The sequence below is a fragment of the Mesorhizobium sp. genome (genome assembly GCF_004962245.1).
Taxonomy (GTDB): Bacteria; Pseudomonadota; Alphaproteobacteria; order Rhizobiales; family Rhizobiaceae; genus Mesorhizobium.
Genome location: NZ_SUHQ01000013.1, coordinates 56,077 through 79,514, shown reverse-complemented (window position 1 = coordinate 79,514; position 23,438 = coordinate 56,077). Strand labels below are relative to the sequence as shown.

General features: G+C 62.3%; 26 protein-coding genes. 19 read left to right on the top strand and 7 right to left on the bottom strand.

What is annotated here, in order from left to right:
• Position 1: 1 nt before the first annotated feature.
• The 3 genes from E5X88_RS15570 to E5X88_RS15560 are packed head-to-tail and all read left to right on the top strand — an operon-like array spanning position 2 to position 2,863.
• Positions 2-460: a GNAT family N-acetyltransferase gene (locus E5X88_RS15570; protein WP_292162697.1), complete on the top strand. Its 459-nt coding sequence runs from the start codon at positions 2-4 to the stop codon at positions 458-460.
• Complete coding sequence (locus tag E5X88_RS15565; RefSeq protein ID WP_292162695.1) at positions 460-2,025, top strand: amidase; 1,566 nt, start codon at positions 460-462, stop codon at positions 2,023-2,025. The genes E5X88_RS15570 and E5X88_RS15565 overlap by 1 nt, the downstream gene beginning before the upstream one ends.
• Positions 2,026-2,053: 28 nt before the next feature.
• Entirely contained in the window at positions 2,054-2,863 is an 810-nt protein-coding gene (locus E5X88_RS15560) for a YdcF family protein (protein WP_292162692.1), read from the top strand.
• On the opposite strand, the gene E5X88_RS15555 is transcribed toward E5X88_RS15560, so the two are convergent.
• Entirely contained in the window at positions 2,800-3,555 is a 756-nt protein-coding gene (locus E5X88_RS15555) for a DUF599 domain-containing protein (protein ID WP_292162689.1), read from the bottom strand. The genes E5X88_RS15560 and E5X88_RS15555 overlap by 64 nt on opposite strands.
• A gap of 161 nt (positions 3,556-3,716) precedes the next feature.
• Between E5X88_RS15555 and E5X88_RS15550 the strand changes: the two genes are divergently transcribed.
• The 4 genes from E5X88_RS15550 to E5X88_RS15535 all read left to right on the top strand — a co-directional run bounded on the left by E5X88_RS15550 (position 3,717) and on the right by E5X88_RS15535 (position 7,182).
• Complete coding sequence (locus E5X88_RS15550) at positions 3,717-5,120, top strand: L-serine ammonia-lyase (protein ID WP_292162687.1); 1,404 nt, start codon at positions 3,717-3,719, stop codon at positions 5,118-5,120.
• Positions 5,121-5,222: 102 nt separating this feature from the next.
• The gene (locus tag E5X88_RS15545; protein ID WP_292162685.1) at positions 5,223-5,660 is read left to right on the top strand and encodes a DUF1489 family protein; all 438 of its coding nucleotides are present in this window, start codon (positions 5,223-5,225) and stop codon (positions 5,658-5,660) included.
• Positions 5,661-5,752: 92 nt separating this feature from the next.
• On the top strand, positions 5,753-6,484 hold the full coding sequence (locus E5X88_RS15540) for a VWA domain-containing protein (RefSeq protein ID WP_162457845.1): 732 nt from the start codon (positions 5,753-5,755) through the stop codon (positions 6,482-6,484).
• Positions 6,484-7,182, top strand: coding sequence for a DnaJ domain-containing protein (locus E5X88_RS15535; protein WP_292162683.1), 699 nt, complete (start codon positions 6,484-6,486; stop codon positions 7,180-7,182). Before E5X88_RS15540 ends, E5X88_RS15535 begins: the two co-directional genes overlap by 1 nt.
• Before the next feature lie 46 nt (positions 7,183-7,228).
• Here the strand turns inward: E5X88_RS15535 and E5X88_RS15530 are convergent, their stop codons facing one another.
• Positions 7,229-8,611, bottom strand: coding sequence for a D-alanyl-D-alanine carboxypeptidase family protein (locus tag E5X88_RS15530; RefSeq protein WP_292162681.1), 1,383 nt, complete (start codon positions 8,609-8,611; stop codon positions 7,229-7,231).
• A 343-nt stretch (positions 8,612-8,954) separates the two neighbouring features.
• Between E5X88_RS15530 and E5X88_RS15525 the strand changes: the two genes are divergently transcribed.
• The 3 genes from E5X88_RS15525 to clpA all read left to right on the top strand — a co-directional run bounded on the left by E5X88_RS15525 (position 8,955) and on the right by clpA (position 12,364).
• Entirely contained in the window at positions 8,955-9,284 is a 330-nt protein-coding gene (locus tag E5X88_RS15525) for a phasin family protein (protein ID WP_126041985.1), read from the top strand.
• A 275-nt stretch (positions 9,285-9,559) separates the two neighbouring features.
• Positions 9,560-9,886 carry an ATP-dependent Clp protease adapter ClpS gene (gene clpS / locus E5X88_RS15520; protein ID WP_036241697.1) on the top strand — a complete coding sequence of 109 codons (327 nt, stop codon included), beginning with the start codon at positions 9,560-9,562 and terminating at the stop codon, positions 9,884-9,886.
• Positions 9,887-9,892: 6 nt separating this feature from the next.
• Positions 9,893-12,364 carry an ATP-dependent Clp protease ATP-binding subunit ClpA gene (clpA, locus tag E5X88_RS15515; protein WP_292162677.1) on the top strand — a complete coding sequence of 824 codons (2,472 nt, stop codon included), beginning with the start codon at positions 9,893-9,895 and terminating at the stop codon, positions 12,362-12,364.
• A gap of 85 nt (positions 12,365-12,449) precedes the next feature.
• On the opposite strand, the gene E5X88_RS15510 is transcribed toward clpA, so the two are convergent.
• From E5X88_RS15510 to E5X88_RS15495, 4 genes are read right to left on the bottom strand one after another with little or no spacing between them, the layout of a single operon-like run.
• Positions 12,450-12,881, bottom strand: coding sequence for an HIT family protein (locus tag E5X88_RS15510; RefSeq protein ID WP_292162675.1), 432 nt, complete (start codon positions 12,879-12,881; stop codon positions 12,450-12,452).
• Positions 12,882-12,908: 27 nt separating this feature from the next.
• Positions 12,909-14,126 carry a GNAT family N-acetyltransferase gene (locus E5X88_RS15505; protein ID WP_292162672.1) on the bottom strand — a complete coding sequence of 406 codons (1,218 nt, stop codon included), beginning with the start codon at positions 14,124-14,126 and terminating at the stop codon, positions 12,909-12,911.
• Between the two features lie 43 nt (positions 14,127-14,169).
• Positions 14,170-14,898, bottom strand: a complete 729-nt coding sequence (locus E5X88_RS15500) for a glycerophosphodiester phosphodiesterase (protein WP_292162670.1) — start codon at positions 14,896-14,898, stop codon at positions 14,170-14,172.
• A 7-nt stretch (positions 14,899-14,905) separates the two neighbouring features.
• Positions 14,906-15,370 carry a RidA family protein gene (locus E5X88_RS15495; RefSeq protein ID WP_292162669.1) on the bottom strand — a complete coding sequence of 155 codons (465 nt, stop codon included), beginning with the start codon at positions 15,368-15,370 and terminating at the stop codon, positions 14,906-14,908.
• Between the two features lie 138 nt (positions 15,371-15,508).
• On the opposite strand from E5X88_RS15495, the gene E5X88_RS15490 reads away from it, so the two are divergent.
• The 5 genes from E5X88_RS15490 to tsf all read left to right on the top strand — a co-directional run bounded on the left by E5X88_RS15490 (position 15,509) and on the right by tsf (position 20,133).
• Entirely contained in the window at positions 15,509-16,336 is an 828-nt protein-coding gene (locus E5X88_RS15490; RefSeq protein WP_292162667.1) for a cell envelope integrity EipB family protein, read from the top strand.
• Positions 16,337-16,458: 122 nt separating this feature from the next.
• Positions 16,459-17,763 (top strand): hypothetical protein, encoded by a 1,305-nt coding sequence (locus E5X88_RS15485; RefSeq protein ID WP_292162665.1) that lies wholly within the window; start codon positions 16,459-16,461, stop codon positions 17,761-17,763.
• 46 nt (positions 17,764-17,809) lie between these two features.
• Positions 17,810-18,088, top strand: coding sequence for a DUF4031 domain-containing protein (locus tag E5X88_RS15480; RefSeq protein WP_292162662.1), 279 nt, complete (start codon positions 17,810-17,812; stop codon positions 18,086-18,088).
• Between the two features lie 207 nt (positions 18,089-18,295).
• Positions 18,296-19,093 (top strand): 30S ribosomal protein S2, encoded by a 798-nt coding sequence (gene rpsB / locus E5X88_RS15475; RefSeq protein WP_292162659.1) that lies wholly within the window; start codon positions 18,296-18,298, stop codon positions 19,091-19,093.
• 116 nt (positions 19,094-19,209) lie between these two features.
• A complete protein-coding gene (tsf, locus tag E5X88_RS15470) occupies positions 19,210-20,133 on the top strand; it encodes a translation elongation factor Ts (RefSeq protein ID WP_292162657.1) in 924 nt (307 codons plus the stop codon).
• On the opposite strand, the gene E5X88_RS15465 is transcribed toward tsf, so the two are convergent.
• On the bottom strand, positions 20,123-20,416 hold the full coding sequence (locus E5X88_RS15465; protein ID WP_292162655.1) for a hypothetical protein: 294 nt from the start codon (positions 20,414-20,416) through the stop codon (positions 20,123-20,125). The two genes, tsf and E5X88_RS15465, sit on opposite strands and share 11 nt — an antisense overlap.
• Positions 20,417-20,450: 34 nt before the next feature.
• Between E5X88_RS15465 and pyrH the strand changes: the two genes are divergently transcribed.
• The 4 genes from pyrH (at position 20,451) to E5X88_RS15445 (ending at position 23,423) form a co-directional block, all read left to right on the top strand.
• Positions 20,451-21,173, top strand: coding sequence for a UMP kinase (gene pyrH, locus E5X88_RS15460; protein WP_126042011.1), 723 nt, complete (start codon positions 20,451-20,453; stop codon positions 21,171-21,173).
• Positions 21,174-21,281: 108 nt separating this feature from the next.
• A complete protein-coding gene (gene frr / locus E5X88_RS15455) occupies positions 21,282-21,836 on the top strand; it encodes a ribosome recycling factor (protein ID WP_292162650.1) in 555 nt (184 codons plus the stop codon).
• A gap of 1 nt (position 21,837) precedes the next feature.
• A complete protein-coding gene (locus E5X88_RS15450; protein WP_292162933.1) occupies positions 21,838-22,596 on the top strand; it encodes an isoprenyl transferase in 759 nt (252 codons plus the stop codon).
• Positions 22,593-23,423, top strand: coding sequence for a phosphatidate cytidylyltransferase (locus E5X88_RS15445; protein WP_292162648.1), 831 nt, complete (start codon positions 22,593-22,595; stop codon positions 23,421-23,423). Before E5X88_RS15450 ends, E5X88_RS15445 begins: the two co-directional genes overlap by 4 nt.
• The last annotated feature ends 15 nt before the right edge of the window (positions 23,424-23,438 follow it).

The following is a 23,438-nucleotide window of genomic DNA, read 5'->3' as shown; positions in this document are numbered from 1 at the left end:
GATGGCAATCGAGATCGCCATCGAGACGCCGCTGCAGGACGATGTGCGCGGGCTGGTCGAGGAGCTCAACGACACGCTGCTGGAATTGACGCCACCGGAGCACTGCTACCACATGACCGTCGAGCAGATGGCCGACAAGGAAACGACTGTCTTCATCGCTCGCGACAACGGCCTTGCCATAGGCTGCGGCGCGCTGAAGCGTCACGATGGCGCCATTGGCGAGGTCAAGCGCATGTACACGCGGCCTTCGCATCGCGGCCAGAAGATCGGCGCGAAGATCGTCGAGCGGGTCGAGGCGCTGGCGCGCAGTGAAGGGCTGAAGCGCCTGGTGCTGGAGACGGGCGACCGCCATCCGGCTGCATGGACAGTTTATGAACGCGCCGGATTTTCGCGCTGCGGCCCGGTGCTGGACTATCCCGATTCCGAGTGGTCGGTGTTTTACGAAAAGAGCCTTACCTGATGAGCGACCTGACCCACCTGACGATTTCGCAGGCCCGCGCCAAGCTGCGCGCCAAGGAAATCACGGCAACCGAGATCACCGAAGCCTATCTGTCGGCGATCGAGCGGGCCAATCCGGCGCTCAACGCCTATGTCGTCGTCACCGACGAAAAGGCGCGCGACATGGCCAAGGCTTCGGACGCGAAGCTGGCAAAGGGCGAGGGCGGGTCGCTCGAAGGCATTCCGCTCGGGATCAAGGACCTGTTCGGCACCGAAGGCATCCACACCCAGGCCTGCAGCCATGTGCTGGATGGGTTCAAGCCGCATTACGAATCGACCGTCACCGCCAATCTGTGGGCCGACGGCGCCGTCATGCTCGGCAAGCTCAACATGGACGAGTTCGCCATGGGCTCGTCCAACGAGACCTCCTACTACGGCCCTGTCGTCAATCCGTGGCGGCGTTCGCGCGTGGACACGGTGGTGATGCCGACCACGCATCAGGGCGATGGCGGCTTCGTCTCGGCCGGCGGCGCCAGGACCGCGCGCACGCTGGACAATGCGCAGCTTGTGCCGGGCGGCTCGTCGGGCGGCTCGGCCTCCGCCGTTTCGGCGCTCTTGTGTGCCGGCGCCACCGCCACCGACACTGGCGGCTCGATCCGTCAGCCCGCCGCCTTCACCGGCACGGTCGGCATCAAGCCGACCTACGGTCGCTGCTCGCGCTGGGGCATCGTCGCCTTCGCTTCGTCGCTCGACCAGGCCGGACCGATCGCCCGCGATGTGCGCGATGCCGCGATCCTGTTGAAATCCATGGCGTCGGTCGATCCGAAAGACACCACTTCGGTCGACCGGCCGGTGCCGGACTACGAGGCGGCGATCGGTAAGCCGATCAAGGGCATGAAGGTGGGCATCCCCAGGGAATATCGCGTCGACGGCATGCCCGAGGAGATCGAGGCGCTGTGGCAGAAGGGCATTGCCTGGCTCAGAGATGCCGGTGCCGAGATCGTCGACATTTCGCTTCCGCATACCAAATATGCGCTGCCGGCCTATTACATCGTGGCGCCGGCCGAAGCTTCGTCGAACCTCGCCCGTTATGACGGCGTCCGCTATGGATTGCGCGTGCCGGGCAAGGACATCGTCGACATGTACGAGAAGACCCGTGCCGCCGGTTTCGGCCGCGAGGTCAAACGCCGCATCATGATCGGCACTTACGTGCTCTCCGCCGGCTACTACGACGCCTACTATCTGCAGGCGCAGAAGGTGCGGAACCTCATCAAGCGGGATTTCGAAAATGCATTCGCGGCGGGTGTCGACGTCATCCTGACGCCGGCGACGCCGTCCGCCGCCTTTGGCATCGCCGATGAGGACATGGCCGCCGATCCGGTCAAGATGTATCTCAACGACATCTTCACGGTGACCGTCAACATGGCCGGGCTGCCGGGTATCGCCGTGCCCGCTGGGCTCGACGCCAAGGGCCTGCCGCTCGGCCTGCAGCTCATCGGCCGGCCCTTCGACGAGGAAACCTTGTTCCAGACCGCCCATGTTATCGAACAGGCGGCGGGTACGTTCCAGCCGGAAAAGTGGTGGTAGTGTCGTCTCCCATCTGAAGGGGTGAGGGGTGTTCTACTATCTTTCCAAGGTATTTTGGCTCCTCGTCCAGCCTCTGAATTTATCGATTGTCCTGCTGTTGGCCGGGTTGCTTGCGGCAATGGTTGGCCGACGGCGGCTGGCGGCCACCGGCAGTTTGCTCGCCTTCCTGATCCTCGGGCTGTCGGCCTGGACCCCGCTTGGCGCAATGATGCTCAATCCGTTGGAAGAGCGTTTTCCGCGCCCGCCGCTGCCGGAAAAGGTTGATGGAATCGTTGTGCTCGGCGGTGGCCTGGAGGGCGCCGTCAATGTGGTGCGCGGCGGCTATGAGCTGAACGCAAGCGGGGATCGTTTCGTCGAAGCCGCGATCCTTGCGCGGCGCTTTCCGATGGCGAAGCTGGTCATCTCCGGCGGCCCTAGCGGACTGATGCTGGCGGACGAGGGTGACGCGACGACGGCGCCGCGCCTGCTCACCGCCTTTGGCGTGTCGGCCGACCGTCTGATCCTCGAAGACAAATCCCGCAGCACTTACGAGAATGCCCTCTTCACCAAGAAACTGGTCGCCCCGAAACCGGGCGAGACCTGGCTGCTGGTGACCTCGGCCTTCCACATGCCGCGCGCCAAGGCGCTGTTCGACAAGGCCGGCTTCGCGACCGTTCCCTGGCCAGTCGACTACCGCACCTCCGGCAAGGACGGCATCGGCCTGTTTCGCGACGATCCCTCCGGGTCGCTGCAGACCACGACCACGGCGGTCCGTGAATGGATCGGGCTCGTCGCCTACTGGCTGTCGGGCCGCATCGACGGGCCTTTCCCCGGACCCGGTGCTGGCTCGGACGGCTGACCGATCACGGCTTGCCGCGCTGCCGAGAAGAACTGGCGACGCACCAGAACCGCCAGCAACAGCAGCGTCGACAGCACGAACACCATTGGATCGACAAACCAGCCGAGATAACCGATCGAAAAGAACACGCCGCGCAGGCCTGAATTAAAATGTTTTCCGGCCAGCATGTTCATGCGCGCCGCCCGCCACACTGCCGTTTCGGTAACCGGGTTGCGTGAGGCATCGCCATGCAGGATCGGGACCGCGCCGATCAGGATCGAGCAATAGTTGAACAGCCGATAGGCCCAGCCGAACTTGAAGAAGGAATAAGCGAGGATCAGCACCAATCCGAACACCTTCATCTGAAAGGCGGAGCGGGATGATGTCGCGCCGAGCGGCAGGTCGCTCAGTACCGAAAGAACCTGGTCGGAGGCTCCGAGCAGGGCAAAACAGCCACCGATCGCAATCAGCGAACTGGAGGCGAAGAACGCGGTTCCCTGTTGAAGACCTGCCATGATGGCGGTGTCGACGATGCGGATTTCGCGTTCGGCCATGGTCCGCATCCAGGCTTCACGCTGGGCGTTCATCGCCGTCGTCAGCGACATGCGGCTGACCAGCTTTCCGTCGGAGGCGAGCGTATGCAGCACCCATACGAAGAGGAAGAAGGCCAGCGCCGCGAGGTCTGCAGTCGACAAATGGAAGGAATCGCCCATACGACCCTTTTACCACAAGCCGTAGCGCCGCTTCGATGGCAGAACGCAATGATGTCGCTGCCGGAGCAAACAAGGTCGGCAGGTGCGGCGCCGCCATCTTCGAAAGAGCGGAAACATCACAAGAATTCCTATATGTAAATTTCAATAGGAGAGAGCAGCGCGTGTTCCTTTCGGTTTTCGACCTGTTCAAGATCGGCATCGGACCATCGAGTTCGCACACGATGGGGCCGATGACGGCTGCGCGGCGTTTTCTCGACGAAGTCGCGGGAGACGACTGGCCACGTCCGTCCGGCGCCAGGGTCGACCGCATCGCCGCCAGCCTGCACGGCTCGCTGGCCTATACCGGCATCGGCCATGGCAGCGACCGCGCCGTCCTGCTGGGTCTTGCCGGCCAGACGCCGCAGACGGTAGACCCCGATCAGGCCGATGAGATCTGCGCCCGCATCGCTGCCGAGAAGCGGATCTCACCGCCCGGCCATCCCTCCTATCGATTCGACCCGGCGACGGATCTGGTGCTGGATCGCAAGACGCCGCTTTCCGGCCACGCCAACGGCATGACCTTCTCCGCCTATGATGCCGACGACCGCGTGTTGCTCAAGCGTATCTACTATTCGATCGGCGGCGGCTTCGTGGTTTCCGAGGAGGAACTGCAGCGGATGAAGGCCAAGGGCTCGGTGACGACCGAAGGCAAGAAGGTTCCATACCCCTTCAAGAACGCCGTCGAGATGCTGTCGATGGCTGCGAAAAGCGGCCTTTCCATCGCCGATATGAAGCGCGTCAACGAAGAGACGCAGATGTCGCGCGAGGAGCTCGACGCCGGCCTCGACGGCATCTGGAGCGCCATGAAGAGCTGCATTGAGCGCGGCCTGTCGCAGGACGGTATTATGCCGGGCGGGTTGAAGGTGCGCCGCCGCGCGCGCCAATTGCATGACAAACTGCAGGAGCAATGGCAACAGAACCGGCCCAACCCGCTGCTCGCCAATGACTGGCTATCGATCTATGCCATGGCGGTGAACGAGGAGAACGCCGCCGGCGGGCGCGTTGTCACCGCGCCGACCAATGGTGCCGCGGGCACGCTGCCCGCGGTGCTGCGCTACTGGCTGCATTTCCATCCCGAGGCCGACCAGCCGAGCATCCGCGATTTCCTGCTGACCGCGGCGGCGATCGGCGGCATCATCAAGACCAACGCCTCGATCTCGGGCGCCGAAGTCGGCTGCCAAGGCGAGGTCGGTTCGGCTTCGGCGATGGCGGCGGCGGGATTGTGCGCCGTCATGGGCGGCACGCCCGAGCAGGTCGAGAACGCCGCCGAAATCGCGCTCGAACATCATCTCGGCATGACCTGCGATCCGGTCGGCGGGCTGGTGCAGGTGCCTTGCATCGAACGCAACGCACTCGGCGCCGTCAAGGCGGTGACTGCCGCTTCGCTGGCCATCAAGGGCGACGGCGTTCATTTCGTGCCGCTCGATGCCGCGATCGAGACCATGCGCCAAACCGGCCTCGACATGAACGAGAAATACAAGGAAACCAGCCTCGGCGGACTGGCCGTCAACATCGTCGAGTGCTGAGCCAAACCTTGTACCGCGGAGACTGGCGCTGGGGAGACTGGCACTGTGGAGAAAGTCGACCAGGCCGTTGACGCCTTCGCCTGCCGGACTAAACCTTAATCCATGTCTCTCAATCTCATAAAGCTCTGTGTCGGCTGCGACAGCGTGGAGGATCTCGAAGAGTGGATTGCCTTCCGCCTCGACGAACGGCAGCGCGCCGGTGAGCCGGCCGAGCATTACCACACCACACGCATGGTGCCGACGCGCGGCGCCGAAGTCACCGACGGCGGTTCCCTCTACTGGGTGATCAAGGGCAATGTGCAGTGCCGCCAGTTGATCACCGAAATCCGTCCTTTCACCGACAGTGAAGGCATTGGCCGTTGTCACCTGATCCTCGACCCCGAGGTCGTGCGCACCGACTGGCAGCCGCGTCGCGCCTTTCAGGGCTGGCGCTACCTGAAACCGTCGGACGCCCCCGTCGATCTCGGCAAGGGGAAAACGGGATTGGTCGAGATGCCGCCGAAACTCAGGCGTGAACTTGCCGACCTCGGCCTTCTCTAGGAAGGCCTGAATTCAAAGCTGCTGCGATCGCCGCTCTAGGTCGCCTCATGGCGGGCTTGCAAGCTGGGCGACAACGCCACATCTTCAATCTCATGAGCGACAAGAAGCAGCCCGTGCCTGCGAAGGCCAATCCCGCTCCGGTCGAGTCCCAATCGAGCGCCGGCGAGATCGACGCCTTTATCCGTCAGGCAAGGACGCTCGCTGCGTCCGCGACCGGCTCTGGCAGGCTGATTCTCTCACTCGACGCGACGATGAGCCGCCAGCCGACCTGGGATCTCGCCTGTGCGCTGCAGGGCGAGATGTTCGACGCCGTCGGCAAGGCTGGAGCGCTCAGCGTCCAACTGGTCTATTTTCGCGGCCTCGGTGAATGCCGTTCGTCCGGCTTCGTTACCGACACGAACGCCTTGAAGCAGTTGATGACGCGGATCGAATGCCGCAGCGGCCACACCCAGATCGGCAAGGTACTCGCCCATGCGCTGAAACAGACGGCGGCGGCCAAGGTCAACGCCCTGGTCTATATCGGCGATGCGATGGAAGAAAATATCGACGACCTGGCCGAGAAGGCCGGCAGCCTTGGCCTGCACGGCGTTCCTGTCTTCGTCTTTCAGGAAGGCCATGATTCCGGCGCAGAAAAGGCGTTCAAGGAAATTGCACGGCTGTCCAAAGGGGCTTGGTTCCGATTTGATCGGCGGGCTGCCGCAACCTTGGCCAGCCTGCTTTCGGCGGTCGCCGTGTTTGCGACCGGCGGGCTGAAGGCACTGGAAGCCAGGGGCAGGCCGGAAGACCAGCTGATGATCGAGCATCTGCGGGGCGGCAGGAAATAATGGGCGCGCTTTTTCTATTCGTGGCGTTGCTTCTGGTGCTGCTTGGCGCGGCCATGGTTTTCCTGCGCGCCGACCCCGCGAGACTCGCAAGCACGATGAGAACGCTTGGGCCGGTCCTGCTGGCGCTGATCGGCGTTGCCCTGCTTCTGGTCGGACGCCAAGGCCTCGGCGGCTTGATCCTGTCGGCGGCGCTCGCCTGGTATGGCTCGATGCGGATGAAACGGCCGACCGCGAAACTGGAGCCGGGCAAGCATTCGACAGTGCGCACCGCGGCACTCGAAATGGAGCTTGATCACGATAGCGGCAGTCTGGAGGGGCTCGTGCTCGCCGGCCGCCATGAAGGCAAGATGCTTGGTACGATGGGCCTTGCGGAATTGCAGCAGCTTTATCGCGAGCTCTCCGGCGACCCGGAGAGTCGCCAGTTGCTAGAGACGTATCTTGACGGCAGATTTCCCGTCTGGCGCAAAGACGCTGAGACGAACGGTGGCGAAGGGCTGGGTGTTTCGCCAGGTTCTGGCTCCATGACTAAGGAGGAGGCCTACAAGATCCTTGGTCTTGAAGCGGGGGCCGCCGCGGCGGATGTCCGCAAGGCGCACCGCCGCCTGATGCAGCGCCTGCACCCCGATATCGGTGGCACGTCTTTCCTGGCGGCGCGGATCAACGAAGCCAAGGACGTCTTGCTCTCCAATCACCATTAGTCTCCTTCGACGCAGAATTTTCCGGGAGGTGTCTTTCCACGCTGCCCTACTGCTGGACGGCGTAGCATTCGATTTTCTTTTTCTTCAGGGCGTTGCAGGCTTTCCAGGCGGCTGTCTTCGAACCAAAGCCGAACCGGGCGCGGTAGTAGGTGACGCCGTCTTTTTCGAAGGCGACGGTGAAGCCCGCGGCATCGGCCAGGACCGAAGGCGCCTGCTTGCTCGTCTTGTCGAGGACGGCCTGGGCTTCGGACTGTTTTGGCGAAGAGGCGACCTGTACTGCCCAACCGGACGGCACCGATGCCGTCTTGACGGGATCGACGTCCGCCGGCTCGGCGTAGGCTGCTGCGACCCGTGCGGTCGCCACGTCGTCCACGGTGGCCTCGGCCACTGCCTTGATCTTCCTGGTCTGAACGACCGGGGCGGCTTCTTCAACGACAGGCTCGGTTTCCTCAACAAGGGAGGCAATGGCATCGCCGTCCGGCTTGCTGTCCGGTGTCGGTGCGTCGTCCTTGGGCAGGAACACTTTTGCCAGCGCGGTGATCGGGTTGCCGCCGCTGGCCTTGGCCACCAGCATGCCGCTGCCGCGCGACGACGCCTTCGGCATATACGTATTGATCAATCCGGCCATCTGGTTGTCGCGGCTGCCGCCGGATTTTCCGCCTATGACCACTGCGACGATGCGACGGTCGCCGTCGGAGACCGAGGAGACGAGATTGTAGCCGGAGGCGCGGGTATAGCCCGTCTTGATGCCGTCGACGCCCTTGATGCGGCCAAGCAGGCGATTGTGGCCATTGATACGTTTGCGGCCATAGAGAAAGGAACGCTGCGAGAAATAGCCGTAATATTGGGGAAAGTGCTCCCGCAGCGCGATGCCGAGCACCGCCATGTCGCGCGCCGTGGTGAACTGGCCGGGGTTTGGCAAGCCGTGGGCGTTGCGGAAAACGGTTCCCTTCATGCCCAGTGCCCGCGCCTTGGCCGTCATCATATGGGCGAAGTTGGTTTCATTGCCGCCGAGAAGTTCACCGAGTGCCGTTGCCGAGTCGTTTGCCGACTTGGTCACCATCGACAGGATCGCGGTCTCGACCGTGATCGCGCCGCCCGGCCGGACACCAAGTTTCGTCGGCGGTTCTGCGGCAGCGTTGGCCGAGAAGACGACCCGGGAATTCTTGCTGATCTTGCCTTTCGCCATGGCCTCGAAGGTCAGGTAAAGCGTCATCATCTTGGTGAGCGAGGCGGGATAGCGCCGGCCGTCGGCATTCGAAGAATAAAGCACCTTGCCGGTCTTTGCGTCCATGACGATGGCCGCCGACTTGGCCGCCAAGGACGGAGCCACGCCGGCAACGACAAATGTCATCGCCAAAGCGAGGATCATGATCGTTTTCAGAGAGGACACGGATTTGGAGAGAATGCCCGACAACGCCTGACGCACCGATGGTTCCTTTGAATTTTTTGTTGCGCTGGAGGCGAGCAAAGGGATCCTGCCTCACTTCCGGCCAAGCTACGTGGCCAGCGTTACCAATCCGTTTATGGTAACCGCCGCGTTCACCATTTTCTTCGGGCTTGAGCTTTTCTTTATTCGAATTTTAGCCGTTGCCAGTGCTGGCCGGTGGCTGGGCCGATGCGATGGGTCGATGTGATGGGCTGGCGGGCCGTCGACGCATTCGGCGCGACATTGACTTTTTGTGCATCGCACAATATGTTACTTGCATTGCACAACGCGGCCCGGACAGGGCGCGTCCACCCTCAGGGCAACCGTCAAGGGAATGCGTGAAATGACCCAGACCTACGAAGATTTCAGCAAATACGGCAAGGAGTTTGCCGACTCCGGATTGAAGAGCTTCGCATCGCTTTCCAAGGGTGCGCAGGCAATCGCCACCGAGGCGAGCGAGTACACCAAGAAGAGCTTCGAAGCCGGCAGCGCAGCAGCCGAGAAACTTTTGTCGGCCAAGTCGCTGGAAAAGGCGTTCGAGATCCAGTCCGATTTTGCCAAGCAGTCCTACGAATCCTTCGTCACCGAAGCCACCAAGATCGGCGACCTCTATGCCGAACTCGCCAAAGAAGCCTACAAGCCGTTCGAATCAATCGTCGCAAAAGCGAAGTAATTTCGCTATAGCATGTGAAGGATGGCCCTCGGGCCTGCAAGGCAGACCCGGTCGCGCACGCGCGGCCGGGTTTTTTCATGGCAATTTGAAATCAGGGGCTCTGCGGCCTTCACGATTTCGAAAATCCGCCAAGTTTGGCCACCTAGCCATATTGTCAGCTAAACAGAAGGGCTTAAAATCGTCCATCGAACACCTACATGTCGAACTCGCTTGGGGATTCGAAAAGGCAGGACTACGTGACTACAGGTTTGACTGCCACAGGAGATGTGGTGCGTATGCAAAACGGCAGCGACGGCAACGAGGCCGGTCGCGGCACGGCTGTCATCACGCGTACCAAAACCAAGACCAAGAAGCCTAGCCTTTACCGGGTTCTCATTCTCAACGACGACTACACGCCCATGGAATTCGTGGTTCACGTGCTGGAACGTTTTTTCCAGAAGGACCGTGAAGCCGCCACACGCATCATGCTTCATGTTCACAATCATGGAGTGGGCGAGTGTGGGGTCTATACATTCGAGGTGGCCGAGACCAAAGTGTCCCAGGTCATGGATTTCGCCCGACAGAATCAGCATCCGCTGCAATGCGTGATGGAGAAGAAGTGAGGTAACATGCCGGCTTTCTCCCAAGGCCTGGAAAAGGCGCTTCACCAGGCGCTGACGCTCGCCAACGAGCGGCACCACGAATACGCAACCCTTGAGCATTTGCTGCTCGCCCTCATCGACGACACCGAGGCGGCCGCGGTCATGCGCGCCTGCAACGTCGATCTCGACGAGCTGAAGCATACGGTTCTCACCTATATCGACACCGAGCTCGACAATCTCGTCACCGGCTACGACGAGGATTCCAAGCCAACGGCCGGTTTCCAGCGCGTCATCCAGCGCGCGGTGATCCATGTGCAGTCGTCCGGCCGCGAGGAAGTCTCCGGCGCCAACGTGCTCGTTGCCATATTCGCCGAGCGCGAGAGCCATGCCGCCTATTTCCTGCAGGAACAGCAGATGACCCGCTACGACGCGGTCAATTACATCTCGCATGGCATCGCCAAGCGTCCCGGCGCATCCGAGACGCGGTCGCCGCGCGGCGCCGACGACGAGCAGGGCGGCCAGAACGGCGCCGAGCCGCAAGAGGACGGCGGCAAGAAAAAGCAACAGCAGGACGCGCTGACCGCTTACTGCGTCAATCTGAACAACAAGGCCAAGGCCGGCAAGATCGATCCACTGATCGGTCGCGAGTCCGAAATCAACCGCACCATCCAGGTGCTGTGCCGCCGCTCCAAGAACAATCCGCTCTATGTCGGCGATCCCGGCGTCGGCAAGACGGCGATCGCCGAAGGCCTCGCCAAGCGCATCGTCGAGGGCGACGTGCCGGAAGTGCTGCACAACGCCACCGTGTTCGCGCTGGACATGGGAACATTGCTGGCCGGCACCCGCTATCGCGGCGATTTCGAGGAGCGGCTGAAGCAGGTCGTCAAGGAACTCGAGGATTATCCGGGCGCGGTGCTGTTCATCGACGAGATCCACACCGTGATCGGGGCAGGGGCGACGTCGGGTGGCGCCATGGATGCGTCGAACCTGTTGAAGCCGGCGCTGTCGTCCGGAACGATCCGCTGCATCGGCTCGACCACCTACAAGGAGTTCCGCCAGTTCTTCGAGAAGGACCGCGCTCTGGTGCGGCGCTTCCAGAAGATCGACGTCAACGAGCCGACCATCGAGGACGCCATCGAGATCATGAAGGGCCTGAAGCCCTATTTCGAGGAGTTCCACAAGGTTCGCTACACGGCTGAGGCGATCAAGGCTTCGGTCGAACTGTCGGCGCGCTACATCAACGATCGCAAGCTGCCGGACAAGGCGATCGACGTGATCGACGAGACCGGCGCCTCGCAGATGCTGTTGCCGGAGGCCAAGCGCAAGAAGACCATCGGCATCAAGGAGATCGAAGCGACGATCGCCACCATCGCCCGCATTCCGCCGAAGACGGTTTCCGCCGACGACGAGAAGGTGCTGGCCGGCCTTGACGTCGAGTTGAAGCGCGTCGTCTACGGTCAGGACACCGCTATCACGGCGTTGACCTCGGCGATCAAGCTGGCGAGGGCCGGCTTGCGCGAACCGGAGAAGCCGATCGGCTCCTATCTGTTCTCGGGTCCGACCGGCGTCGGCAAGACCGAAGTGGCAAAACAGCTCGCCGCCTCGCTCGGCGTCGAACTGATCCGCTTCGACATGTCGGAATATATGGAACGCCACACCGTCTCGCGGCTGATCGGTGCGCCTCCCGGCTATGTCGGCTTCGACCAGGGCGGCCTGTTGACCGACGGCGTCGACCAGCATCCGCATTGCGTGCTGTTGCTGGACGAGGTCGAGAAGGCGCATCCGGATCTGTTCAACATCCTGTTGCAGGTCATGGACCACGGCAAGCTGACCGACCACAACGGCAAGCAGATCGACTTCCGCAACGTCATCCTGATCATGACCACCAATGCGGGCGCCTCGGATGCGCAGCGCGCGGCGATCGGTTTTGGCTCGACCAAGCGTGAAGGCGACGATGTCGAGGCGATCAACCGGCTGTTCACGCCGGAATTCCGCAACCGTCTCGATGCGATCATCCCGTTCGGCTCGCTGCCGGTTCCGGTCATCCACCAGGTGGTGCAGAAGTTCGTCATGCAACTCGAGGCCCAGCTTTCCGAGCGCGGCGTCACCTTCGACCTGTCGCAGGAGGCGATCGCCTGGCTGGCCGACAAGGGCTATGACGAGCGCATGGGCGCGCGGCCGCTCGGCCGCGTCATCCAGGAGCACATCAAGAAGCCGCTGGCCGACGAGGTGCTGTTCGGCAAGCTCAAGAAGGGCGGCACGGTGCGTGTCACTGTCGAGAAGAAGGAGACCGGCGAAACCGGCCTGAAGCTCGAATCGCTCGCCGACGAGGCGCCGGTCAAGCCGAAGAAGGAAGAACCGGACGACGCGCCGAAGCCCAGGAAAGCTGCCGTCAAAAAGCCCGTCGCGAAAAAGGCGATCGCGCAGAAGGCGGAGCCCAAGGGCAAGGATGGCGGCAGCAAGCGCAGCCTGGTGCCGCAACTGCCCCGCAAGGGGTGATAGCCTGAAAGCCAAAAAAGCCCCGGCGACGGGGCTTTTTTCGTTGGATGAAGAGGTATTGGTGGCCGAAGCCGGGATGCCCGGCTCAGTTTTCCAGCGCGCTCCGTATCTTGCCAGCGTTCTCAGTCAGCACCTCAGGCTTCTCCATCTGCCCGCTATGCGGCTTCAACGGAACGCCCTCGAAGCGAGGGATGACATGGACGTGGAGATGGTAGACGGTCTGGCCTGAAGCGGGCTCGTTAAACTGCAGAATGGTGACACCATCGGCGCCGAAGGCTTTCTTCACCGCCAACGCCACCTTCTGAACAATTGCGAAGAGTGGACCGAACGTTGCCGGATCCGCGTCTAGCAGGTTGCGCGACGGCGCCTTCGGCACAACCAGCGTATGACCTGGCCCTTGTGGCATCACATCCATGAAGGCGACAACCGCGTCATCTTCATAGACGCGATGCGATGGGATTTCACCGCGCAGGATTTTCGCGAAGATGTTGGTGCTGTCGTAGGTGGTTTCGGCCATGGCGTGCGCTCCGGATTGTGCCTTGTTCTAATCGTCCGCCAGATCCTTGCGGAACGGAGTGTGCCCTTCGAGATAGTCGCCCATCCGCTCGACTTCGCGCCGCTCGCGGTTGAGGTAGTCGGCGACCGCATTGCGCAAGCCGGGATGCGCGATGTAATGCGCCGAATGCATGGTCACCGGCCTATAGCCGCGCGCCAGCTTGTGCTGGCCTTGCGCGCCCGCTTCGACCACTTTCAGCTTGCGGTCGATCGCGAAGTCGATCGCCTGGTGATAGCAGACCTCGAAATGCAGGAAAGGATGGTCTTCGATGCAGCCCCAGTTGCGCCCGTAGAGCGCATCGGAACCGATGAAATTAATGGCGCCGGCAATGTAGCGTCCATTACGCCTGGCCATCACCAGCAGGATGTCGTCGGCCATGCGTTCGCCGATCATCGAGAAGAACTCGCGGTTGAGGTAAGGCCGGCCCCACTTCCTGCTACCGGTATCCATGTAGAAGGCAAAGAAGTCGTCCCACGCTCTTTCGGTCAGGTCCTTGCCGGTCAGCCAGTCGATCGAGATGCCGTGAGCGAGCGCCTCGCGCCGCTCCTTCTTCATCGCCTTGCGCTTGCGCGAGGCGAGCGTCGCGAGAAAGTCGTCGTAGGTCGAAAACCCTTCATTGAAGAAGTGGAACTGTTGGTCGGTGCGGTGCAGGAAGCCCGCCGCCTCCAGCACCGCGACATCTTTCTGCTGCGCGAAAGTCACGTGCGCGGAAGACACGCCTAGCTTTTCCGTCACCGCCTTCAGGCCTGCCGCCAAGCCGGCCTTCACGGCGCGACTGTCCTCGCCCTTGTGGACCAGCAGGCGAGGGCCGGTGACCGGCGTGAACGGCACCGCGCATTGCAGTTTTGGATAGTAGCGCCCGCCGGCGCGCTCGAATGCGTCCGACCAGCCGTGATCGAAGACATATTCGCCCTGGCTGTGCGATTTCAGGTAGCAGGGAACGGCCCCGAGGAACTTGCCTTGCGTCGTCTCCAGCCTGAGGTGATGGCCCTGCCAGCCGGTGCGCCGCACGGCGCAGCCGGAATCCTCGAGTGCGCTCAAAAAAGCGAATGAAACGAGAGGGTTGTAGCCGTTTTCTGTATCGCCGCGCGCGGTGCCGCCGAGCCCATCCCATTCCGCGCAGGTGAAGGCGCCGATGCCGGCTGCGACGCGGATCGAGTACTCCGCATTCGCCGTTTGCCCGTCACCGTCATCGCCTTGATCCATGAGGCTTATGTAGACTCCGTCAGGGCTTGTGCAAGCTCGGTTTTCAAGCGACCTGTACCAGATCGGGTTCGAACCCTTCGAACGTCATCTGGTCGGCATATTTGAAGGTCAGGTCAATCGCCGGCTGGTCGAGCACGGTCCAGGTGATTGCCGGCATTTTGAGCTTTTCGCGCACGAAACTGACAAACCTGTTCGGCAGGTCACCGGCGGCGTAGGAGGTGAAGGCGATGTCGTGCGCCAGCATGGCGAAATGCGCCTCGATCAGCTTGACGTCCTTGCCATAGGCGGTCAGTCCCCCCGGAATGCCGGGTGCGTGTTTGGGGAAATCACGGATCAGCCAGTGGTCGAACGACATGATCGCCGCTTTGCCCTTGTAGCGCTTGAGCATCTTGCCGACGCTTGCGACCAGGCCTTCGTCGTGGCCGGGAACCCCTTTCAGCTCGACGACCATCGGCACCCGGCCGTCGACCAGATCGAGCGCCTGCTGCAGCGTCGGCAGATGGTCTGATGTGCCGCCGATCTTGAGCGCCGTCATCTCCGCCGCCGTGCGCTGCCAGACAAAACCGTCCTGACCGGTCAGCCGCTTCAGATCGCCGTCGTGGATAACGACCGGGATGCGGTCGGACGACAAATGCACGTCGCATTCGATCGCATAGCCGCGTTCGGCTGCCGCGGCGAAGGCCGAGAGCGTGTTCTCCCAGCGCGTCTTGTTCATGTCGTGAAGGCCGCGATGGGCAACGGGCCGGGCGGTCAGCCAGGAAAGGTCGGTCATGTCAGGCTCATTCGACTTCGAAGACGGCTTCAATTTCCACTGCGGCATTAAGCGGCAGCGAGGCACTCCCGACGGCGGAGCGGGCGTGTTTGCCGCGATCGCCGAGCACCGCGACCAGAAAATCGGAAGCGCCATTGGCAACCAGATGCTGCTCGACGAAATCCGGCGCCGAGGCGACGAAGACGGTGATCTTCACCAGCCGGCGGATTTTCGCGAGGCTGCCGAGCGCCGCCTTGGCCTGCGCCAATATGTTGATCGCGCAGTATTTTGCCGCCTCCTTGCCGCTTGCAATATCGACATCGCGGCCGAGCAGTCCGCTGGCCTGCAACTTGCCCTCCTTGAGCGGTAACTGCCCTGCGGTGAACAGCAGATCGCCTGATCTGCAATAAGGCACGTAGTTGGCGGCGGGCGCGGCGGCGACTGGAAGCGTCACGCCGAGATCGCTTAGCCGCTTTTCGATTGTTTCACTCATGGTATTTCCTTATTGCTTGAAGACGCCGCGCAGGCCGGGCCGAAATTGCTATTTTTGCCTCGCTTCCGCCACGACTTTTTTTAAGCTGGACCATCTTTCCCTGCGGCCTGCCATTAGCCGCTATGATCGGAGCCACTCATGAGCGCGACGCGCCTCGCATTCCACGCTGTCCTGCTGCCAGCGCTTTTCGCGGCGGCTCCTGCTTTCGCCGTGCCGACGCTGCAGGCGCATCGCGCCGTCTATGACCTCAGTCTCGACAAGGCCTCCGATCGCTCCGGCATCGCCGGCATCACCGGCCGCATGGTTTATGAGTTCAATGGCTCGCCTTGCGAAGGCTACACGGTGAAGTTCCGCTTCGTCACCCAGATCGTCACCAACGACAACACAAGGCTGACCGATCAGCAAACGACCACTTTTGAGGACGCTGAAGGCAAGACCTTCTCGTTCGTGACAAAATCCTTCGTCGACCAGAACCTCGAAAAGGAGGTCAAGGGCACCGCGACGAAGGAGGCGAAGGGCCTCAAGGTCGATATCGACAAGCCGGAGAAGAGCAGCCTCGAATTGGCGGCCACCCAGTTCCCGACCCAGCATCTGGTCGAACTGATCGACAAGGCCGAAAAGGGCGAAAATTTCTATGAAACCAACCTGTTCGACGGCTCGGAAGATGCCAACAAGGTAATGACCACCACCGTCGTCGTCGGCAAGAAGACCGATGCCGACAAGACAGACCCGGAAGCGTCGGCATTGGCAAAACTCGCCACCGACAAATATTGGCCAGTCGACATCGCCTACTTCGACGACACCGACAAGTCAGGCGAGGAGGTGCCGGAATACCGGATCAGCTTCAAGCTGCATGAGAACGGCCTCACGCGCGACCTCCTCATGGACTACAACGACTTCTCGATGACCGGCAAGCTGGTCAATCTGTCGTTGTTCGATCAGCCGAAAACCTGTCCGTCGAAATAGGGCTTCAGCTGCCGCCAAACCAACCGCTTGAGTTAACCACTCGCGCGGGGCGGCAAACGACTTGAACACGCCGCAATTGCATCTCACCTTTTCCGCCGGCGTCAGTCCAGCGGGGGAGCAGGGTGAGCAGAATCGATGTGTTCGTGGCGCCGAGGCCCAATCCGGCGCTGATCAAGACCATGACGATCGTCAACCGGGTTGTCATGCTGCACGGCATTCCCGGCTTTCGCGACCTGTTGCCGTTCAACCGCCTGGCCGGATTGCGCGGCGTCGCCAATGTCCGCCATATCGACTTTCCCGTCGACGACCGGCAGCGGCTGAGGGCCTGTTGCGGCGCAGCCAAGGCGACGTTCATCACGCCCAATCATCCGGAATTCTTTACCGACTGGATGATCGACAAGGAGATCGTTTCGAGGTCAAGCCCGCTTGCCGCATCCTGGGCCACGCATGGCGTCGTCAACGGCCTCGGCCGGACCATGCAGAAATTCTGGCTGGCAAACAATCTGATCGCCCAGATTCCCGGTAACAGCGCTGCGGCCAAGGAACACTCGGTCGCCTGGGCGCTGAAAGGGCATGGTGTGCTCCTGCATCCCGAAGGCGGCGTCGGTTGGCACGCCAATATCGTCGGTCCGCTTCTTCCGGGGGCGGTCGAGATGGGGTTCGAAGCGCTCAAGCGTGCTCGCGCTACGGGCCAGGACTTCGAGGTGTGGATCGCGCCGGTTGTCTGGAAGCTCGCTTTCACCAAAAATGTCGAGCCGGCGCTGGCGCAGGAATGCGCCTATGTCGAGAAAAGCCTGAATATCGAACGCCGTGCCGCCGATACGCTGCCGGAGCGCGTCCACCACATTTACACAACGCTGCTGTTACGCGACGAGATTGCCTGTGGCATCGCGCCTGACGAGCAGGCTTCATATGACGCGCGTCAGAAGCAACTGCTGCTCGAACTGAGCCGGCGTCTCGGTGAGCGTATTTCGGCCAATCCCGGCGCCAATGAGATCGCGGAGCTGTTGCGCCAGTCGCGCCGCTGGTTGCGGGACAATACGGGCAACACGGAAGAACAAAAGCAGGTCCGTGCGCTGGCGGACACGATCCAGCGTCTCCAACGCGTCGGGCCGTGGGCCTCGGCCAACCCGCGCATCACGCAGGAGGAGATCGCCGAGCATCTGAAGCGCATTCGCAACGACTATTGCAAGGGCAAGCTGCGCGACACGATCAACCGCTTCGTGCCGCAACCGGCTGGGCCGCGCCGCGCTTACATCCGGGTGCCGGAGCCGTTGGGATTGCACGCCTATCGTGGCTCGATCGAAGACGCGCTTGCGGAATTGCATCGCCGCATGCAGGACACCGTCACCGCAATCGTCGCCGACGTGGAGGCCGGCGGCGGCTTCATTTTCTATCCGAATCCCTTCTATCATCGCTTCGCCTGATCAACGCAGCCCGATCGGCGCAAGATGAAGGAGTACGGCAAGCCCCATGGCGGTCTATGTCGACGCGGCGATCTGGAAATGGGTCGGCCACCGCTGGTGTCACCTGCTGGCCGACGATACCGAGGAGCTGCACCGTTTTGCAGCACAGCTCGGTGTCAAGCGCTCATCCTATCAGGGGCCGCCGAAGACATCGGCGCCGCACTATGACATAACCGGCTTCGAACGCGACCGCGCGGTGCGGCTAGGCGCCATCGAGTGCAGTCGCGAGGAAATCGTTGCTGTTTTCCGGCGTGTCCGCGTGCTGAAAGGGAAGATACGGCCGTGATACCCGGTACGTTGATCGCCGCACATTGGACTGCCAGACGCCGCGGCGCTTGCGTTTGTCGCGCATCCCATCTATATGCCCGCTCATTCCACACACGGACTTTGGTGTCTGCCCGGGAGAAATCCGGCTGAAACCTCCGGTGGCGTTCGAGGACAAAGTCCAAAAATGCCTGTGTCCGTGGAGGCTAACCGGAAAGGATACTCAAGAATGGCTCTGCCTGATTTCAGCATGCGCCAGCTTTTGGAAGCTGGCATTCACTTCGGCCACCAGACCCACCGCTGGAACCCGAAGATGGCGCCCTACATCTATGGCGCCCGCAACAATATCCACATTATCGACCTCTCGCAGACGGTGCCGCTGCTGCACCAGGCGCTGAAGCAGGTTTCCGACACTGTGGCCAAGGGTGGCCGCGTGCTGTTCGTCGGCACCAAGCGCCAGGCGTCCGACATCGTCGCCGACGCCGCGCAGCGCTCGGCCCAGTACTATGTCAACTCCCGCTGGCTCGGCGGCATGCTGACCAACTGGAAGACGATCTCGAATTCCATCCAGCGCCTGCGCAAGCTCGACGAGATGCTGGCCGGCGAAGCTCTGGGGCTCACCAAGAAGGAGCGCCTCAACCTCGATCGCGAGCGCGAGAAGCTCGACAAGGCGCTGGGCGGCATCAAGGACATGGGCTCGACGCCTGACCTGATGTTCGTGATCGACACCAACAAGGAAGCGATCGCCATCCTCGAGGCCAAGCGTCTTGGCATCCCGGTCGTCGCCATCATCGATTCCAACTGCGACCCGGACAAGATCGACTTCCCGATCCCGGGCAATGACGATGCGGCCCGTGCCATCCAGCTCTATTGCGATCTGATCGCCAAGGCTGCAATCGACGGCATCGCCCGTCAGCAGGGCGCGCTCGGCGTCGACGTCGGTGCTTTGGCCGAGGCTCCGATCGAGCCGGCACTCGATACGACCCCGGCTGCTGAGACACCGGCTGCCGAGACACCGGAAGCGTAACAGCGAAGGCCGGTTTCGGCCTTCATCTTTCTCATATTTTGGCGCGCTAAGTGCCGGCGCCAGGCGCATCACCGAGTCGGTGGTGCGTCGGTGCATTTTAAAACAAAGAGGCGACAATGAGCATTTCGGCTGCACAGGTCAAAGAACTCCGCGACTTGACCGGCGCGGGCATGATGGACTGCAAGGCGGCGTTGAACGAGACCAACGGCAACATGGAAGAGGCCGTCGACTGGCTGCGCAAGAAGGGCATCTCCAAGGCCGACAAGAAGGCCGGCCGCACCGCGGCCGAGGGTCTCATCGGCGTCGATTCCGGTGTCCGTGAGGCAGCGATCGTCGAGGTCAACTCCGAGACGGACTTCGTTGCCCGCAACGCCGCCTTCCAGGAGATCGTCGCCAACGTCGCCAAGGTCGCGCTCGCCTATGGCGGCAAGACCGAGGTCGTCGCAGCCGCCCCGTATCCGGGTTCGGACAAGTCGGTCACCGACACCATCAAGGACGCAGTCGGCACGATCGGCGAGAATCTTGGCTTCCGCCGTTCGGCCAAGCTCGCCGTCGAGCATGGCGCCGTCGCAACCTACGTCCATAACGCGGTTGCCGACGGCCTTGGCAAGCTCGGCGTGCTGGTCGCCATCGAGACGTTGGGCAGTGCGCAGGCCGCCAATGCCTTCGCCCGTCAGGTCGCCATGCATGTCGCCGCCACCAACCCGATGGCGCTGACGACGGAAGAACTCGATCCGGCAGCGGTCGAGCGCGAGAAGGCGATCTTCGCCGATCAGGCGCGCCAGTCCGGCAAGCCGGAAGCGATCATCGAGAAGATGGTCGAGGGCCGTCTGCGCAAGTTCTACGAAGAGGTCGTGCTGCTCAAGCAGGCTTTCGTGCTCAATCCCGACATCACCGTCGAGAAAGCACTGAAGGACGCCGAGACAGAAATCGGCGCACCGGCCAAGATCACTGCCTATCTGCGCTTCGCGCTCGGCGAGGGCATCGAGAAGGAAGAGACCGATTTCGCGGCGGAAGTTGCGGCGGCAGTCAAGAAGTAGGCTGCCAGAACGGCAGCTTACAGCTCTCCATCACCATGAGATTTAACGGCCGGGCGTCCGCGAGGGATGCCCGGCCGATTTCTTGCGCGGTATCGATGAAGGCCAGGCAGGCGATAACAAGCCGTCTGGCTCGCTGCCGGATCTGCTCATGCAAGGTGCTTTTGACGGCGTAGGCTAAAGACTGGAAGAGCGTTTTACGGCTCGGGCGCCGCGTGACATCGAGGCGCCCTTCGTGTATCGGAACGCCAATGTCTTGGGGCAGCGCCTGCACGAGGGCAGCCACCCAGAACGCTCACACGCTTAACGATGAGGACCAGATGACGGTGAAGCCCCTCTACCGACGTGTCTTGCTGAAAGCGTCGGGCGAAGCGCTGATGGGTGAACAGCATTTCGGCATCGACGTGTCGGTCGTCGATCGCATCGCCGCCGACATCGCCGAGGCGCGCGCCATGGGTATTGAGGTCGGCGTCGTCATCGGCGGCGGCAACATCTTTCGCGGCGTCGCCGTTGCATCGAAGGGCGGAGACCGTGTCACTGGCGACCACATGGGCATGCTCGCCACGGTCATCAACTCGCTGGCGCTGCGCACCTCGCTGAACAAGATCGGCGTCGACGCAGTGGTGCTGTCGGCAATCGCCATGCCTGAGCTTTGCGAGAGCTTTTCGCAGCGCCAGGCGACCGCCTATATGAACCAGGGCAAGGTCGTCATCTTCGCCGGCGGCACCGGCAATCCGTTCTTCACCACCGATTCGGCGGCAGCGCTTCGCGCGGCGGAAATCGGCGCCGATGCGCTGTTCAAGGGCACCCAGGTCGACGGCGTCTATTCGGCCGATCCCAAGAAGGAGCCGAACGCGACGCGCTTCGAACGCATCAGCCATGCCGAAGTCATAGAACGCGGCCTTTCGATCATGGACACGGCTGCGATTGCACTTGCGCGGGAAAACAACATTCCGATAATCGTCTATTCGATCCACGAGAGGGGCGGGTTCGGCGATATTCTGAGGGGCGGCGGCCGTTGCACGGTCGTCGCGGACGATTGATCGGGAGCCCGATCCCGAAAAGCGGGAGCCGGTTTTCTGGATTGAGGGCTCGAACACGGGATTACCCCTGAAACAGTGAACCCGGGCCAACGGGTCGAGGAGATGACAATGAGTGGCGAATACGATGATCTCAAGCGGCGCATGGATGGGGCGATCGCCGCGTTCAAGCACGATCTGGCTTCGCTGCGGACTGGCCGTGCCTCGAGCAACCTGCTCGACGCGATCCAGGTGCAAGCCTATGGCACCGCCATGCCGATCAACCAGGTGGCAACCGTGTCGGTGCCGGAGCCGCGCATGATTTCGGTTTCGGTCTGGGATAAGTCGATGGTCGGCGCGGTCGATCGCGCCATCCGTGAATCCAATCTCGGCTTCAATCCGATCGTCGACGGCACCAATCTCAGGATTCCGTTGCCCGAGCTCAACGAACAGCGCCGCAAGGAGCTGGTAAAGATCTCGCATGGTTATGCCGAGAATGCGCGTGTCGCGGTGCGCCACGTGCGCCGGGACGGCATGGACTTCCTCAAGAAAGCGGAAAAGGACGGCGATATCAGCGAGGACGACCATCGCAAGCGGTCCGACCAGGTACAGAAGCTCACCGACGAGATGATCGGCACCATCGACCATCTGCTTTCTGATAAGGAAGCTGAAATCATGCAGGTTTAGGATCGGTGTCCGATCCGAAAGCGGAACTATGACAAGCCCTGCGCATGTCGCGATCATCATGGACGGAAACGGACGCTGGGCCAAGGCGCGCGGCATGCCGCGGCTTGCCGGCCATCGTGCCGGCGTCGAGGCGCTGCGCAACACCGTGCGCGCCGCTCCCGGCCTCGGCATCTCCTTCCTGACCGTCTACGCCTTCTCGTCGGAAAACTGGTCGCGGCCGAAGTCCGAAGTCAGCGACCTGATGGGCTTGTTGAAACTCTTTATCCGTCGTGATCTCGCCGAACTGCACCAGAACGGCGTAAGGGTCAGGATCATCGGCGACAGGGCAGGGCTGCAGCCTGATATCAGGACCCTGCTCGAAGAGGCCGAAGCGCTGACCGTTCGCAACGAGGCGCTGACTCTGGTCATCGCTTTCAACTATGGCGGACGCGACGAGATCGTGCGTACGGCGCGAAAGCTCGCTTCGGCCGTGGCGCGCGGCGAGCTCGACAGCGAGGCGATCACGGCCGAGTCCTTCGCCGGTGCTCTCGATACCCATGGCATTCCGGACCCGGAACTGGTCATCCGCACCAGCGGTGAGCTTAGGCTGTCGAATTTCCTTCTGTGGCAGGCGGCTTATAGCGAGCTTGTCTTCCTGCCTTGCTACTGGCCCGATTTCAGCCGCGAGCATTTGGCCGACGCATTGCGCGATTTCGCCGGCCGCGAGCGCCGTTTTGGCGGACTTGGCGCTCAAGACGTCGCCGTGACGGCCAAGGGATGAGCAACCTCCAGCTTCGCGTTATTTCTGCCGTGGTGCTTGCTGTCTTCACGCTTGGCCTGACCTGGCTGGGCGGACTGCCCTTCCGGTTGCTTTGCGCCGCCATGACGATCCTGATCTTCTACGAATGGACGCGAATGTGCCGCCCGGTCCCCGCCGCGGGCCTTGAGTTTCTGCCGGAAGCGCTGCTTCTGGTCTTCGTCGGCGCCTTGATCGCCGGCCTGCCAGCGCCCTGGCTGCTGCTTCTTGTGGCTGTGCTGGTCGCTGTCACGGTTGTTGCGGCTTCGATGCGCCAGACCTCGACCCGCCAGACGGGACAATGGGATGCGTCCGGCCTTGCCTATGCCGCCGTTTCCGGCCTGTCACTGGCTCTTTTGCGCGACGGCGACCATCCCGGCCTCGTCGCCATTCTCTTCCTGTTCGCCGTGGTCTGGGCGACCGACATATCGGCCTACTTCGTCGGCCGCGCTGTCGGCGGTCCGAAACTGGCGCCGTCGATTTCGCCCGGCAAGACGCAGAGCGGAGCACTGGGCGGCGCCGTCGGCGGCGTGGTCGCCGGGTTGCTTCTGGCCGCCGCGGCCGGCGCCGGCAATCTCGGGGTGCTCGGCGTCGTTGCGCTTGTGCTTTCGATCGTCGCCCAGGCCGGCGACCTTTTCGAATCATGGGTGAAGCGCCGCCACGACCGCAAGGATTCGGGCACGCTGATACCTGGCCATGGCGGCGTCATGGACCGGGTCGACGGGCTTGTCGCGGCGGCTTTCGCCCTGTACGTCATCGGCTGGATTTCGGCGAGCGCCGACCATCCGGCACAGTGGCTGTTTCCAGCTTGATCGGCATTGTTTCTT

Excerpts from the sequence above, each read along its gene's own strand:
- E5X88_RS15570 (WP_292162697.1), top strand. The coding sequence starts at position 2 with ATGGCAATCGAGATCGCCATCGAGACGCCGCTGCAGGACGATGTGCGC.
- E5X88_RS15565 (WP_292162695.1), top strand. The coding sequence starts at position 460 with ATGAGCGACCTGACCCACCTGACGATTTCGCAGGCCCGCGCCAAGCTG.
- E5X88_RS15555 (WP_292162689.1), bottom strand. The coding sequence starts at position 3,555 with ATGGGCGATTCCTTCCATTTGTCGACTGCAGACCTCGCGGCGCTGGCC.
- E5X88_RS15545 (WP_292162685.1), top strand. The coding sequence starts at position 5,223 with ATGTCTCTCAATCTCATAAAGCTCTGTGTCGGCTGCGACAGCGTGGAG.
- E5X88_RS15540 (WP_162457845.1), top strand. The coding sequence starts at position 5,753 with ATGAGCGACAAGAAGCAGCCCGTGCCTGCGAAGGCCAATCCCGCTCCG.
- E5X88_RS15535 (WP_292162683.1), top strand. The coding sequence starts at position 6,484 with ATGGGCGCGCTTTTTCTATTCGTGGCGTTGCTTCTGGTGCTGCTTGGC.
- E5X88_RS15525 (WP_126041985.1), top strand. The coding sequence starts at position 8,955 with ATGACCCAGACCTACGAAGATTTCAGCAAATACGGCAAGGAGTTTGCC.
- clpS (WP_036241697.1), top strand. The coding sequence starts at position 9,560 with ATGCAAAACGGCAGCGACGGCAACGAGGCCGGTCGCGGCACGGCTGTC.
- clpA (WP_292162677.1), top strand. The coding sequence starts at position 9,893 with ATGCCGGCTTTCTCCCAAGGCCTGGAAAAGGCGCTTCACCAGGCGCTG.
- E5X88_RS15510 (WP_292162675.1), bottom strand. The coding sequence starts at position 12,881 with ATGGCCGAAACCACCTACGACAGCACCAACATCTTCGCGAAAATCCTG.
- E5X88_RS15505 (WP_292162672.1), bottom strand. The coding sequence starts at position 14,126 with ATGGATCAAGGCGATGACGGTGACGGGCAAACGGCGAATGCGGAGTAC.
- E5X88_RS15500 (WP_292162670.1), bottom strand. The coding sequence starts at position 14,898 with ATGACCGACCTTTCCTGGCTGACCGCCCGGCCCGTTGCCCATCGCGGC.
- E5X88_RS15495 (WP_292162669.1), bottom strand. The coding sequence starts at position 15,370 with ATGAGTGAAACAATCGAAAAGCGGCTAAGCGATCTCGGCGTGACGCTT.
- E5X88_RS15490 (WP_292162667.1), top strand. The coding sequence starts at position 15,509 with ATGAGCGCGACGCGCCTCGCATTCCACGCTGTCCTGCTGCCAGCGCTT.
- E5X88_RS15480 (WP_292162662.1), top strand. The coding sequence starts at position 17,810 with ATGGCGGTCTATGTCGACGCGGCGATCTGGAAATGGGTCGGCCACCGC.
- rpsB (WP_292162659.1), top strand. The coding sequence starts at position 18,296 with ATGGCTCTGCCTGATTTCAGCATGCGCCAGCTTTTGGAAGCTGGCATT.
- tsf (WP_292162657.1), top strand. The coding sequence starts at position 19,210 with ATGAGCATTTCGGCTGCACAGGTCAAAGAACTCCGCGACTTGACCGGC.
- pyrH (WP_126042011.1), top strand. The coding sequence starts at position 20,451 with ATGACGGTGAAGCCCCTCTACCGACGTGTCTTGCTGAAAGCGTCGGGC.
- frr (WP_292162650.1), top strand. The coding sequence starts at position 21,282 with ATGAGTGGCGAATACGATGATCTCAAGCGGCGCATGGATGGGGCGATC.
- E5X88_RS15445 (WP_292162648.1), top strand. The coding sequence starts at position 22,593 with ATGAGCAACCTCCAGCTTCGCGTTATTTCTGCCGTGGTGCTTGCTGTC.